Raw genomic sequence first — 14,001 nt, 5'->3', positions numbered from 1 at the left:
TCAAAATGCCGCGATGGCAGTCGCGCACCCTCCGCACCGCCGGGCAGATCGGGCCCGTCCGCCTCATCGCCTGCGTCATCGTCCTTGCGCTCGCGCTGATCGTCGCGCGGCAGGGCTGGACGCTGCCGCTGACCGTCGATGCCGAGCGCGCGCTCTACGACTGGCGCGTGGACCGCGCGGCGCCGCGCGTCGCGCAGGACGAGCGGATGGTGATGGTCGTCTATACCGACGAGACGCTGGAAGCGGTTGCCAAGCGATCGCCGCTCGACCGCAAGATGCTGGCCGACGCGCTGCGCGCGATCGACGCGATGAATCCCAAGGCGATCGGCATCGACATCTTGATCGACCAGCCGCAGGAGGAAGACTCGCTGCTGCTGGAGACCTTCCGCCAGCTCAAGACGCCGACTTACCTTGCCTTCGCCTCGAACGCGACCAACCCCGATTACATGCGCGTGTGGCAGGAGGAATTCCTGACCGGCTTCCTGAAACAGTCGGCGCCGGGACCGGTGCGGCCGACGAGCATCATGCTGCAGCCGGACGGCGACAATGTCATCCGCCGCTGGCCCGACCAGCCGGCATCGCTGCCGCCGCTCTTCGCCAATGCGCTGGCGCCGGGGCACGAGGCATTCCGCGCCTATCGCGGCGCGATCCATTTCCCGCAGCCCAAGAGCCCCGAATATCCGGTGATCTCGCGGCTGCCGATCGACCTCTTCGCGAGCGAACTGGCGCCGGCGATGCGCGCTCAGATCGAAGGGCGCTACGTGCTGATCGGCGGCGATATCCAGGACCTCGACGATTATCAGACCCCCCTCACCCGCCAGACCGGCGAATTCATGAAGGGGCTGGAGGTGCACGCGCGGCTGCTCGCGCAGATGCTCGACGGGCGGATGCCGCAGCCGATCCCCGGCTGGGCTCTGTGGATCGCGGCGCTGGGCGTGGTCGCGGCGGGCGCGCTCACCAGCCTCCTCGAAATGCGCGGGTGGAAACTCGGCGTCGCCTTTGTCGGCCAATTGGCTTTTTTCGTCGCGCTGCCCTTTTATCTCGCGACCACCAACGTCGATACGCTGGACCTGCCCGCATTCGGCTGGGGCGTCGGCTGGATCCTCGCCTTCCTGGCGGTCGGAACCGCCGCCCGCGCCGTCGGATCGGAGCAGAAGCGTTTCGCGCAGTCGGCGCTCGGCAAATATCTGCCGGCCGACATCGCGGCCCAGATCCTGAAGGATCCGGAGCTGCTGGCGCTACGAGGAGAGAAGAAGCAGATCTATGCGTTGTTCACCGATCTGGAAGGCTTCACCAAGCTCAGCCACGCGATCACGCCTGAGCAGCTTTCCGACCTTCTCAACCGGTATCTCGACGTGATGAGCGACACCGTCCTCAAGCACGGCGGGACGATCGACAAGTTCGTCGGCGACGCGGTGGTAGCCTTCTGGGGCGCGCCGATCGAGCGGCCCGACGATGCCGACCGCGCCTGCCGCGCGGCGGTGGAGATGTTCGAGGCCGGCGAAGCCTTCGCGCGATCGGCCGGGCCGGAGCTGCCCAAGATCGGCTGCACCCGCGTCGGGCTGCACCGCGGCGAAGCGGTGGTCGGCAATTTCGGCGGCGAGGGACGCATCCAATATACCGCGCTGGGCGATGGTATGAACACCGCAGCGCGGCTGGAATCGGCCAACAAATATCTGAAGACCACCGTGCTGGTCAGCGATGAGGCGAAGCGCGAGTCGGGTGCGGACATCTTCCGCCCGATGGGCCGCATCGTCCTTTCGGGCCGCGCGACGCCGGTGGCGGTGTGGGAACCTGTCCCGCAAATGGACAGCGCGCTCCGCGAGAAGATCAACGCGCTGTGGCAGCGCTATGACGGCGGCGACGCCGCCGCGCTTTCCGAGCTGGAAAGCCTTTCCGCCAGCCAGCCCGATGATGCGGCGCTGGCCAATTTCGTGTATCGTGTCCGGGAAGCCGGACCGGGAGGTCACTTTGTCTTGGGGTCCAAATGATATGAAGATGCGTCATCTCATAATCGCCGCCCTCATCGGGTCCGGCGCAACCGCAGCCACCGCCGAGGTTCTCGTCGTGCGCGCCACCGGCCCGTCCGCGAAGAATTTCCCGGCCGGGCGCCAGCTTGCCGACAATGCCAAGATCACGCTGGCGGCGAACGACCAATTGGTCGTGCTCGACCAGCGCGGCACGCGCACGCTGCGCGGACCGGGCACGTTCACGCCCGCCGGCGCGCCTTCGCAGGCCGTGGTGATGGCGAGCAGCACGCCGAAGCCCCGCGCGCGCATCGGCGCCGTCCGGAGCGTCGGATCGGCAAGCGCCACCGCGCTTGCGCCGTCGCTCTGGCACATCGACGTCACCAAGAGCAGCAACGTGTGCATGCAGGATCCGGCGCGGATCATGCTGTGGCGCGCCAATGCCGCGACGCCGACCCGCCTGACCGTGGCGAGCGGCGGCAAATCGAAGACGCTCGACTGGGCGGCGGGCCAGTCCGCGATCGCGTGGCCGGCCGACGTCGCGCCGCGCGACGGCGCGACCTACAAGCTGAGCTGGCCCGGCGCCGCGCAGGCGACCACCGTCACCTTCAAGACGGTGCCGCCGACCAAGCCGGCCGAGCTCGACCGCATCGCCGAGTCGCTGATCCGCAACGAGTGCAAAGGGCAACTCGACACGCTGATCGAGACGGCGCGCGTCCCCGGGGACGCTGCCACGCCGAGCGGGTGAACAGGGTTAAGGGCCTATTAGCGATTGTCCGCAGGGCAAGGCGCTGATAGGTCCGGCAATACTTCGGCGGCCCTGCGATTCCATGGGTTTGCCTTGGGTGGGATTACCGGGATGACGGCCTAAGGTCCGCATCCTCATGCAATGATGGAAGGGCGGCGCGGTCGCCCGGCGTGGTGGTTTTGGCTCGCGAGCGCGTTCGATTGCCTGGACGGCAAGGACGGGTGCCGGGCGCCTGACGGCGTTCCCGTACCCTCCGCCCCTTCCGGTGCCGCGGACCCTCCGGCCGGGGAGGTGGGGATGAAGTTTGTGCGCCGGCCGAAGGCCTTGGTTCTTGCCGCCGCGATGGCCTCCGTCGCGTCGCCGCTGATGGCGCAGGCCGTCCCCGGGAATCTCGCGCCGACGCGCGAAGAGGTCGAGCGCACCGAGTTCCGTCCGACCGAAGCACCGCGCACGCGGCTGACGGTGGAAGGCGATGTCGAACGCGCGCCCTGCCCGCTCGCCGCGCCCGACTATCAGAACATCAGCTTCACCGTGCGCGACGTGAGCTTCAACCAGCTCGCCGGCGTCCCGCCCGAGCTGCTGCGCCCGGCCTATGCCGAATATGTCGGCCAGACGGTGCCGATCGCGACAGTTTGCGAAATCCGCGACCGCGCCGCGACCATCCTCCGCCGCGAGGGCTATCTCGCCGCGGTGCAGGTGCCGCCGCAGGAGATCGAGAACGGCAACGTCCGCTTCGATGTGCTGATGGCGAAGATCGTGCAGGTGCAGGTGCGCGGCGACGCGGGCCGGTCGGAAGGGCGGATCGCCGGTTTCCTCGATGCGATCAAGGACATGCCGGTGTTCAACGAGCGCGAGGCGGAGCGCTACCTGCTGCTCGCCCGCGACATGCCGGGATACGACATCCGCATGACGCTGCGCCCGGCGGGCACCCAGCCCGGCGAAGTCGTCGCCGAAGTCGCGGTCGCCTACACGCCGGTGGAAGTGGACTTCAACGTCCAGAATTACGGATCGCGCGACGTCGGCCGTTTCGGCGGGCTGCTGCGTGCCCAGTTCAACGGCCTCACGGGGCTTGGCGACCGCACCACGATCGGCTTCTTCTCGACCGCCGATTTCGAGGAGCAGCAGGTGCTCCAGCTCGCCCACGAATTCGGCATCGGGCCGGACGGGCTGCGGCTGGCCGGGCGCTTCACCTATGCGTGGACCGACCCGAGCGGCAATCCGGCGCTCGACATCAAATCGCGCACCCTGCTCGCCACCGCGGAGATGAGCTATCCGTTCGTCCGCTCGCAGCAGGGCAATCTGATCGGCGCGGCGGGGCTCGACTTCATCAACCAGGAAATCGACATCCTGGGTACGACGCTGAACCGCGACAAATTGCGCGTCGCCTTCGTCCGGCTCGATTTCGACGCGACCGACCCGGGCAGCATCGGGCGCACCGGCAACTTCTCGATCGCCGCGCCGCGCTGGCGCGCCGGCGGCTCGCTGGAGCTGCGCCAGGGCCTCGACATCTTCGACGCGACGCGCTTCGTGCCCGGCGCGATCATCCAGCCGAGCCGCGTGCCGGGCGATTCGACCAGCACCACGATCCGCGGCAGCGCCTATGCCGAATATCGCGTGTCGCCCGAAATCTCCTTCTGGCTTTCGCCGCGCGCACAGTTTAGCGGCGATCCGCTCTATGCGTTCGAGGAATTCTCGGCGGGCAACTACACCGTCGGCCGCGGCTATGATCCGGGCACGATCGTCGGCGACAGCGGCGTCGGGCTGCAGGCGGAAATCCGCGGCGGCGCGATCGTGCCGCAGGGTGCCAACAGCCTCGCCTTCCAACCCTACGCCTTCTTCGACGCCGCGCGCGTCTGGAACAACGACGACGGCATCCCGGGCTCCGAAAGTCTCTATTCCGCCGGCGCGGGCGTCCGCGCTTCCTGGGGCGACCGCGCGCGGCTCGATCTTTCGCTGGCCGTGCCGCTGAAGCGCGCCGGCCTCCAGACCGACCGCGGCGACGCCCGCGTGCTGCTTTCCTTCACGACACGCCTCGTGCCGTGGAGCCGTTGAGGACGATGACCATGTCGAGCCGAGCCCTCCCGATGATCCGCCGCAAATCGCTGCTGTCGTCCTGCGCCGTCGCCGCGATCGCGACACTGGCGTGGACGCCGCCGGCCGCGGCGCAATTGCTCGGCACGCCGACGGTGGTCCGCGGCAGCGCGGACGTGGATACGGATCCCAGCAACATCACCGGCATCGCGCCGCGCACGATCATCAACTGGAACGATGCGCCGACGACCGCCCTCCCTTCGGGCAACACGGTCAATTACAGCGGCACCAACGACTATATCGTCCTCAACCGCATTCTGCCGACCGACAACAGTCTGGCCGTCCGGCTGGACGGCACCGTCAACAGCACCGTCAATGGCGTCCGCGGCGGCCAGGTGTGGTTCTACAGCCCGACGGGCGTGATCGCCGGCAACGGATCGCAGTTCAACGTCGGCAGCCTGTTGCTGACGGCGAACGACCTCACCGACTTTGCAGCGTTTGAAGCGGGCAGCGACACTTTCACCTTCGCGCGTGGCAATAGCAACGCGGCTGTGGTGATCGAGCCCGGCGCGGAGATCAATGCCGGCCTCGGCACGAACGGAAACAATTACGTCGCACTGGTCGCGCCACGGGTCCGCCAGGGGGGGAGTGTCCGGGTCGAGGGATCTGCGGCCTATGTCGCCGCCGAGCAGGTCGATATCCGCATTTCGGGCAGCCTGTTCGACATCAGCTTCTCGAACGCGCTGGGCGGCACCGCCGCTACGGGCACGACGACCGAAGACGCCGCCGTCGTGCACGAGGGCACCACTATCCTCGAGACGGGCTACGGCACACCGGTGGGCTCGACGCGCGACGCGATCATGGTCGCGGTGCCGAAGAACGACGCGGTGACGATGCTCGTTACCGGTGCGGTCACCTATAACGCCGCCAGCGGAGCGTCGCTCGACAGCACGGGCCGCATCATCCTGTCCGGCGGATACGACTTCACCGAGAACAATGTGCGCGTGGGCACAGGCGCCGTCAACATTGACGTCAACGGTGGCAGCTACGGCACCGGCAATCGGAGCGGCGTCGCATATGACACGACCATCCGGGCGACCGGCGATGTCTCGGTCGTAACTTCGAGTTCGGTGGCTTTCGGCCGCGCCCTCACCGTCGACAGCCTCGGTGCAGCGAGCCTGACCGCATCGGGCCTCGGCAACAGCATCACCGCCGGCGGCACGATGACCGTGACCGGCCTGAGCGACGCCAGCGTGACGGCGTTCAGCGGCGGCCAGGTCAACGCGAGCGGCGCGATACGGCTGCGCAGCCCCGTCAGCGCCAGTCTTGCCGCACGCGACGGCAGCGTGATCAACGCCAATGGCGGCATTGAGCTCGACGCGACAGCCAACGGCACGACCGACAATCCCAACGCGACCGGCGGCACGGCAAGTGTGATCGCCGAGAACGGCTCGTCGATCAGTGCCAGCTATATCGAGGTCAATGCCTCGGCCAGCGGCGGCGTGGATGCGGACGGAAACGGCGGATCGGGCACCGGCGGCACCGCCAGCATCATCGCCGATCAGGGTGGTGAGATCTTCGCCAATTACACCGATGCGATCGCCAACGGCTTCGGCGGCAGCTCGCTTGGCGGCCGCGGCGGGGACGGCACCGGCGGCAGCGCGACGCTCAGGGCCGCAAACGGTGGCAGCATCAACGCCAGCATCGAAACCTATGTCTATGCCTATGGCGAAGGCGGCAATGGCTCGACCGGGCCTGGCGGCGGCTTCGGCGGATCGGTGACGCTGGCGGCGGACGGAGGATATCTCAGCGCACCGGGCTATCGCCTCGACGCATCGGGCACCGGCGGCGAAATGCAGACCGAGTCGGGCTATGGCCCCTCGACGCTCGGTCTTGGCGAAGGCGGTATCGTCACAGTCCGGACCACCGCCGACGAGGATGGCTATGGCGGGCTGATCGACGTCTTTTCCGGCGGCGAAGGCGGCGGCAGCGGCGAAGGCGGATTTCTCACAATCGACGCCAGCGGCAATGGCAACAGCTTCGGCGGTGAAGGCGGGTCGAGCAGCTTCTTTGCGCTGGCGGCGGCGGCCGGGGGCACCGGCGGCACCATCAACATGGACATCGGCGGCGCAGGCCTCGTCGCCGGCGACCTCTCGCTGGACGTCAGCGGATCGGGCGGCAACGGCCTTCCCGGTGACGATCCCGATATGCCGACCGCGGGCGGCTCCGGCCAAGGCGGCACGATCAACCTCAATTTCGTCGGCGGCGACAGTTCGATCGGCACGCTCAATCTGACCGCCAACGGCACCGGCGGCAGCGCGAGCACGGACCTGGGTGGCAGCGGCAGCGGCGGGCTCGTCAATCTCGGGTTCCAGGGCGGCACGGTCGAGATCGGCACCGCGACGTTGACAGCGAACGGACGCGGCGGCGCGAGCGGTGTCGGTATCGACGGCTACGGCCTCGGCGGCGCGGATGGCAACGGCGGCACGATCAACGTGGCGCTGACGGGCGGGACGGGCGCGGTCGGATCGCTGTTTGCGGATGCTTCCGGCACGGGCGGCCGCGGCGGAGATGGCGTCAGCAGCGAAGGCCGCGCCGACGGCGGCTTTGGCGGAACGGGCCGCGGCGGCTTCGTCACGCTTAGCAGCAGCACGCCTATCGATATCGCTTCGATCAATCTCAGTGCCGCCGGCCAAGGCGGCCGGGGCGGCGATGCGGCTGTGGGCGACGACCGCATCGGCGGGTTCGGCGGCAGCGGCGGCACGGGCTCGGGTGGCACCGTGTTCGTCGACCTGTTGCGCGACGACCTCATCTCCTCCAACCTGACAGCGAGCGCCACTGGTACCGGCGGCCGCGGAGGCGCGGGGGACAATTTCTTCACCGACGATCACAGTTATTTCGTGATCACATCGTCGCGGAGTTGGGACGAAGCGCTGGCGGAAGCACAGCAATATGGGAACGGCCAATCGACCGGCTATCTCGCGGCGATCAATTCGCCCGAAGAGAATGCTCTGCTCGCGCTTTATCTCTCCTATTACGAAAATCTCGACGGCATGTGGCTCGGCGGCAGCGATGCCGGAAGCGAAGGCACTTTCACCTGGCGCGGCGGATCGGAAGCCGGCAATCCGCTCGGCTTCACCAACTGGGCGCCTGGCCAGCCGGACAATCTCGGTGGCGCCGAAAATTACATCGTCTTCGACAAGAGTGGCCAGTGGGGCGACGCCACTGGCGGCGCGGTCGCGCGCCGCGGCTATTTTGTCGAGTTTGACACGAGCGACTTCAGCTTCAACGACGGCACCGGCGGTTTCGGCCAAGGCGGCACGGTCTTCTTCAACGCCACCGGCAACAATGTCGCGATCGACACGATAGCCTTGTCGGCCAACGGAATCGGCGGCGAAGGCGGGGCGAATTTCGATTCTCCCAACGGCTACGGCGGAACTGGTGCGGGTGGGTTCGTCAATTTCAGTGCCGGTGATTTGGGGCTGACGACAGAGCGATTGACCATTGCTGCCAGCGGGATCGGCGGTAATTCCCTAGATGGCGCTGGATCGGGCAGCGGCGGCACGGCGTTGTTTAGCGTATTCAACAGCAATATCGCGATTACCGGCGCATCGGACGAGACCAACCTGCTGATCGAAGCGAACGGATCGTCGGGGTTTGGCCGATTTTCCGGCGTCGGCTCCGGCGGGACGGCGCAATTCGATATGACTGGTGGCACGTTCGCCGTTGCCGGATCGGCAGCCGTTCGTGCCTCTCAGCCGATCGATCCAGACGGGATCGTGACTGGCGGCGCCACTGGCGGCTACGCAAATATCGTCGTCAGCGCCGGTGGCACGCTGACGGTGGAACAGCAGCTGCTCGCGGATGCGAGTGCTGTAAGTGAAGTCGTTTACGCGGCGCAGGGTGGAATTGCAGGGATCCGCTCCAACGGCGGCGCAATCAGTGCGTTGCGCATCGACGTCGACGCCTCCGCTACCTCGGAAAGTAACCCAGATTTCTCTTATGGTGGCAATGCCACCGGTGGATTGGCGACGCTCGATGCATTTGATGGCGGGTTCATCACCTCGACCGAAGAAACGGTCGTTAGCGCCTACGGACGCGCCGGTGACATGCGCGTGGATGGGCGTGGAATCGGCGGGACGATCGACGTCAATGCACTGGGCGGCACCATTCAAGCCTCAAACCTCGCCCTCGATGCAACCGGTCGTGGCTCCGGTTATACATTCAGCGGCAGTGACATCTCGGGCGGGATGGCACAGGGCGGCAGGATCAACATCACCGTCAGCGACAGCTTGATCGGTACGGGTCAAATCACCGCGACAAATGGCGTTGTAGCGAACGCATCAGCAACGGCGTCCGAGTCCGGCTACGGGATTGGCAGCGGCGGCGACGCGCAGGGCGGCGACATTAATATTGCCGCCGGGAGCGGCGGCGTCACGACCAGCTTTCTCGGCCTCTACGCATCTGGCAGCGGCGGCAACGACGGCGTCGGAACGCTCGCCGGCGGCAATGGGACCGGCGGCAACGTCACCCTCGACTTTACGGGCGGCACACAATCGCTAAGCGCGGTCGAGATCAACGTCCGCGGTTCCGGCGGCGACGGCAATGACAATGGCGAGCAGGGCGGCGACGGCGGGGCAGGAACCGGCGGCAACGTCATCATCCGCGCCAGCGGCGGCACCGGCACGATCGGCAGCCTCGACATCGGCGCCGACGGCTTCGGCGGTCAGGGCGCATCGAGCTTCACCGGCGGAGAAGGCAGCGCGGGCCCGCTTGCAGGCGGACGCGGCGGCGACGGCACCGGCGGCACAATCACGCTGACCGCGACCGGCGGGGCGACGCTCACCCTTCCCTCCTACGATGGCTCCGTGAACGGCTTCGGCGGATCGGGCGGCAGCGGCAATGATGCGGGCTACGGCACCGGCACGATCGGCGGCGCGGGCGGCGCCGGCGGCAACGGCACCGGCGGCGGCATCATCCTGTCGGTCAACGACGGCACGCTGATCCTCGGCGATGGCGATTCGATCTCGTTCGCCGCGGAAGGCGGCGGCGGTGGCGGCGGTAGTGGCGGCGACGGCGACCCGAACAGCGGCGGCCTTGCCGGCGGCATCGGCGGCGCGGGCGGCAACGGCCTCGGCGGAGCAATCACCGTCAGCGTGGTCGGCGGTGCGATCCTCGGCGGCAATGGCAATCCGGCCGACCTCAACCTGCGCAGCATCGGCTTCTCGGGCTTCGGCGGCGAAGGCGGGTTCAGCAATCTCGGCATCTATGCCGGCGACGGTGCGGGCGGCAACGCGGCAGGCGGCGATATTCTGATCTCAGCCTTCAATAACGGCACCACGCGCAGCAATGTGACCTTTGGCAATGCCAGTCTTGTAAGCGGCGGGGAGTCCGGCGGCACCGAGACCACAGGAAGTATCCGCATCGACGTGATTGATTCCGACATCGCGTTCGGCGCGATCGACATCAATTTGTTCGGATCAGATACGACGACGCCGGTCGCGCCCTCAGGCTTCACCACCGACGGCGGCACGATTTCCGCCAGTGGCCCGGTCTCCGTGCAGACACCGCGCGATTTCTACGTCGATGCGGCCAATGGCGGCACGACGAGCATGTTGAGCACCTTCAGTGCCATCGTCGGGGGGCTGTTCTCGTCTAACAGCTTTGAATCGGGCGGTGTTCCGACGCTCCAAGCGGACGGGCTGTTTGTCAATGCGGGCGACATCCGGACAACCGGAGATTCGCTGCTGTCGAGCACCGAGGATCTCGAGCTGCTCACCGGCAATAGCATCGCGGTCAACGCGCTCAGCGCCGGCGGCAGCATCTTCCTGGCAGGCAACGACGGGGCGGTGCCCGGCACTGTCACAGTGGCAAGCGCCGATGCGGGCGAGGACGTCGACATCGACTCCACCGGCAACATCACCGCCGGGAGCCTGACTGCGGGCCGCGACGTGCTGCTACGATCGGGCGGCGGCATCCAGGTCACCACGGCACAAGCCGGCGACGATATCGAGGCGAACGCCACGGGAGCCATCTCCTTCGCCAGCGCGACCACCACCGGGCTCGGCGAGGATTCCAGCGAATCCGGCTATGGCGCAGGTGACGGCAGCAACATCCGCCTGACAGGCACGACGGTACGCCTCGACAATGGCGATGCGGTCGACGGCATCTTCCTCACCGCCAACAGCGGCGATGTGAACAGCGCCGGCCTGCTCCGCGCGGATACGCTGACCGTGAATGCAGTGACCAACATCGCGCTGAACGACCTCGACATCGTCAATGCGATCGATCTCACCACCACGGGCGGTTCGATCACCGGCGGCGATTTCCAGACTGGCAGCTTCATCTCGCTCAACGCGCGCGACGACGTGCGGATCGGATCGGCAAGTGCGGGCAGCTTCATCGGCCTGTTCGCTGGCGGCACCGCGTCCGCCGACTCGCTGACCGGCGGCAGCATCTTCGTCGACGCGGGCACGGTTGATATCGGCACTGCGCGTGCCGACTTCGGCCTCACCCTGCTGGCGGACGGGCTGCTGACGCTGGACGACGGCGAGGCAGAGAGCTTCTTCGGCCGCGGCGCTGACGTGAACATCGGCAGCATCACCACCTTCGGCACGTCGCTCAGCGGTGAGGGCTTCGGCGGCCTTGCGATCGAGGCGACGGGCAATACCAATGTGCAGAACGCCAGTTCGGCGACCTTCGTGTCGATCGACACGGGCACGCTTGACGCCGGCACGCTCACCGCTGCCGACGATGTCATCGTCAATGCCGCGGGCAACATCGTCATCCAGAGCGCAACCGCCGGACGCGACGTGCTGCTCGACAGCGGCGGAGCCATCAACGTCGTAGCCGCGCGCGCGGGCGATGACATCGAGGCCAATGCGGCCGGCGCGATCAGCTTCGGCACGGCGACCACGACGGGCCTTGGCGAAGATGCGAGCGAGTCCGGCTATGGCGCGGGCGACGGCAGCAACATCCGCCTCGCCGGCTCGACCGTGCGGCTCGACACCGGCACGGCGATCGACGGCATCTACCTCACCGCCGAGACCGGCGCGGTGAACAGCGCTGGCCTGTTGACGGCCGACACGCTGGATGTTTCCGCGGCGACCGACATCGCGCTCAACGACGCGGCGATCCGTCAGGCGATCAACCTGACGACGACCGGCGGCTCGATCAGCGGCCGCGATTTCTCGACGAGCGGGTCGTTGAACCTCGACAGTTCGGCAGGCATCACCCTCGCCTCCGCATCGGTCGGCGGCGACGCGTCGTTCACTGCCGCGGGCGACATCGCGCTTGGCTCCGTCAACAGTGGCGGCGGCATCACCGCGACCGGTGCCAACATCGGCCTCCAGCAGGCCGACGCTGGCAACACGATCCGGCTGAACGCGGTGCAGAATATCAACGTCGGCACGATCGTCGTGCGCGGTGATTTCCTGGCCGATGCCGGGGGCAATTTCACCGGCACGAGCGTCACGACGCTGGCCGCCGAAGGCGGCGGGCAGAACAGCGACGGCCGGCGCATCGGCACGCTCGCCATCGACCCCGACGGCAACGGTATCTCGATCGCGACGGGCGGCAACATCGTGCTGAACGAAGGCAATTCGGCGGGCGCGATCCTGCTCGACGCTGGCGGCACGGTGAGCGCGGGCACGCTCGTCTCCAACGGCAACCTCGGCGCCAGCGGCGCGACGGGCGTTACGATCGGCGTGATCGACGCGGCGGGCGATGTGGACCTCCGCGCCGAACGCGGCGCGATCATCGTCACAGACGATCTCCGCGCCACGGGTAATGTCGACGCGGCAGGACAGGCGGTCACGCTGAATGCGGTCGAGAACCTCGCCGTCCGGTCCGTCATCGCGACGGCGGGCGACATACGGCTGAACGCCGGCAACGATCTGTCGGTGGCGAGCGCGGATGCGAGCGGCACCTTCGCTGCCAATGCGGGCAACGTGCTGTCGTTCAGCGGCACCACCAATGCGGCTCGGATCACGCTGGCCTCGCGCGACATCGCGATCGGCGAGAATGGGCGGATCGGCACTTCGGGCCGCACGCAGAGCATTGCGATCACCGCCAACGGTGCGGGCACGCCCGTCGTAATCGGCGGCAGCGGCACCGGCGAAGGCTACCGGCTCGACAATGCCGAGTTCGGACGGCTGGCCGCGCGCGACATCAGCTTCACCGGCGACGGCAGCGGCCTCAGCATCGAAGCGCTCGACATCCGCGGCGCCAACGCGGACAACCCCAACGTCACCGGCCGTCTGTCGATCGCGGATGCGGGCGATGTCGAACTGGTCGGCGCCGTGCGCTTCAACAATGCCTCTGCCGACAATGTGCTTTCGATCGGCAGCGGCCAGCGCTTCTTCCTCGACGTGGGCTCGGGCAGCGTCTGGATGACCAACGGCAATGCGCTCGCCGGGACCTTCCAGGTGCAGGCGCGCTCGATCCTGATGTCGTCGCGTGCCGCCGCGGCAGACCTTGCGGGGCTCAACACGATCGCGGCGCGCAACGAGCGGCTCGGCCGCAACGACGGCCCGGTGAACCTCGACGGCTATGTCCGCGCGGGCGCGATCCGGCTCGCTGCGGTGGACGGCATCTACACCCAGAACAGCGGCGCCAATTCGGCCAACCCGGACGACCGCGCCGGCCTTACCGCCGGCGAGGGCGGGTTCACGATCATCAATCTCGGCCAGCGGCCGCTGGACCTGATCCTCAACGGGCGGCAGGTGACCTCTGGCGGCACGGTCACCGGCGCGGCACTGATCGCGCGGCTGCAGGCGCAAGGCGGATCGCCGGGCGCTCCGTTCTACGCAGCCGGCTCGACGGTGAACGGTTGCATCATCGGCGGAAGCAACTGCGGCACTGTGATCGAGCCGGAGCCGCAATTCCCGCCGATCATCATCCCGGTGCAGGACGTGATCGACCGCGTGCTCGACGACGAGGACGATTCGGACGACGCGCTGACCCGTCCACCGGCGCCGAACAACGAGCTGATCCGCATCGTCGGCTATCCGTTCGCGCCGGTGATCGACGAGCCGGTCACGGGCGCGGGCAATGACGATCTGTGGAGCATGTCGCTGCCCGGCGGGTTCGATCCCAACCTGCCGCCATCGACGATCGATACGCAGGTGACGGGCAGCGGCAACGACACGTTGATCAACGATCAGACGCGCGGATCGCAGAACCAGTCGCTGGTCGATACGCCGGTGACGGGCGCAGGCAACGAAGGACCGGTGACGCAGCCGTGAGCGTGACGCT

The 14,001-nt window shown here is 67.6% G+C and carries 4 protein-coding genes; all 4 read left to right on the top strand.

Annotated features, from left to right (window positions below; genetic code table 11):
* The first annotated feature begins 5 nt into the window (after window positions 1–5).
* The 4 genes from B9N75_RS09615 to B9N75_RS09600 all read left to right on the top strand — a co-directional run bounded on the left by B9N75_RS09615 (window position 6) and on the right by B9N75_RS09600 (window position 13,991).
* The gene (locus B9N75_RS09615) at window positions 6–1,991 is read left to right on the top strand and encodes an adenylate/guanylate cyclase domain-containing protein (protein WP_085218600.1); all 1,986 of its coding nucleotides are present in this window, start codon (window positions 6–8) and stop codon (window positions 1,989–1,991) included.
* A gap of 7 nt (window positions 1,992–1,998) precedes the next feature.
* Window positions 1,999–2,715, top strand: a complete 717-nt coding sequence (locus tag B9N75_RS09610) for a hypothetical protein (RefSeq protein WP_244552315.1) — start codon at window positions 1,999–2,001, stop codon at window positions 2,713–2,715.
* Window positions 2,716–3,012: 297 nt separating this feature from the next.
* Window positions 3,013–4,767 carry a ShlB/FhaC/HecB family hemolysin secretion/activation protein gene (locus tag B9N75_RS09605; RefSeq protein ID WP_085218598.1) on the top strand — a complete coding sequence of 585 codons (1,755 nt, stop codon included), beginning with the start codon at window positions 3,013–3,015 and terminating at the stop codon, window positions 4,765–4,767.
* An 11-nt stretch (window positions 4,768–4,778) separates the two neighbouring features.
* A complete protein-coding gene (locus B9N75_RS09600) occupies window positions 4,779–13,991 on the top strand; it encodes a beta strand repeat-containing protein (protein WP_157123785.1) in 9,213 nt (3,070 codons plus the stop codon).
* The last annotated feature ends 10 nt before the right edge of the window (window positions 13,992–14,001 follow it).

This window comes from Allosphingosinicella indica (assembly GCF_900177405.1).
Classification (GTDB): domain Bacteria; phylum Pseudomonadota; class Alphaproteobacteria; order Sphingomonadales; family Sphingomonadaceae; genus Allosphingosinicella; species Allosphingosinicella indica.
This window is presented reverse-complemented; position numbering and strand designations above follow the sequence as displayed.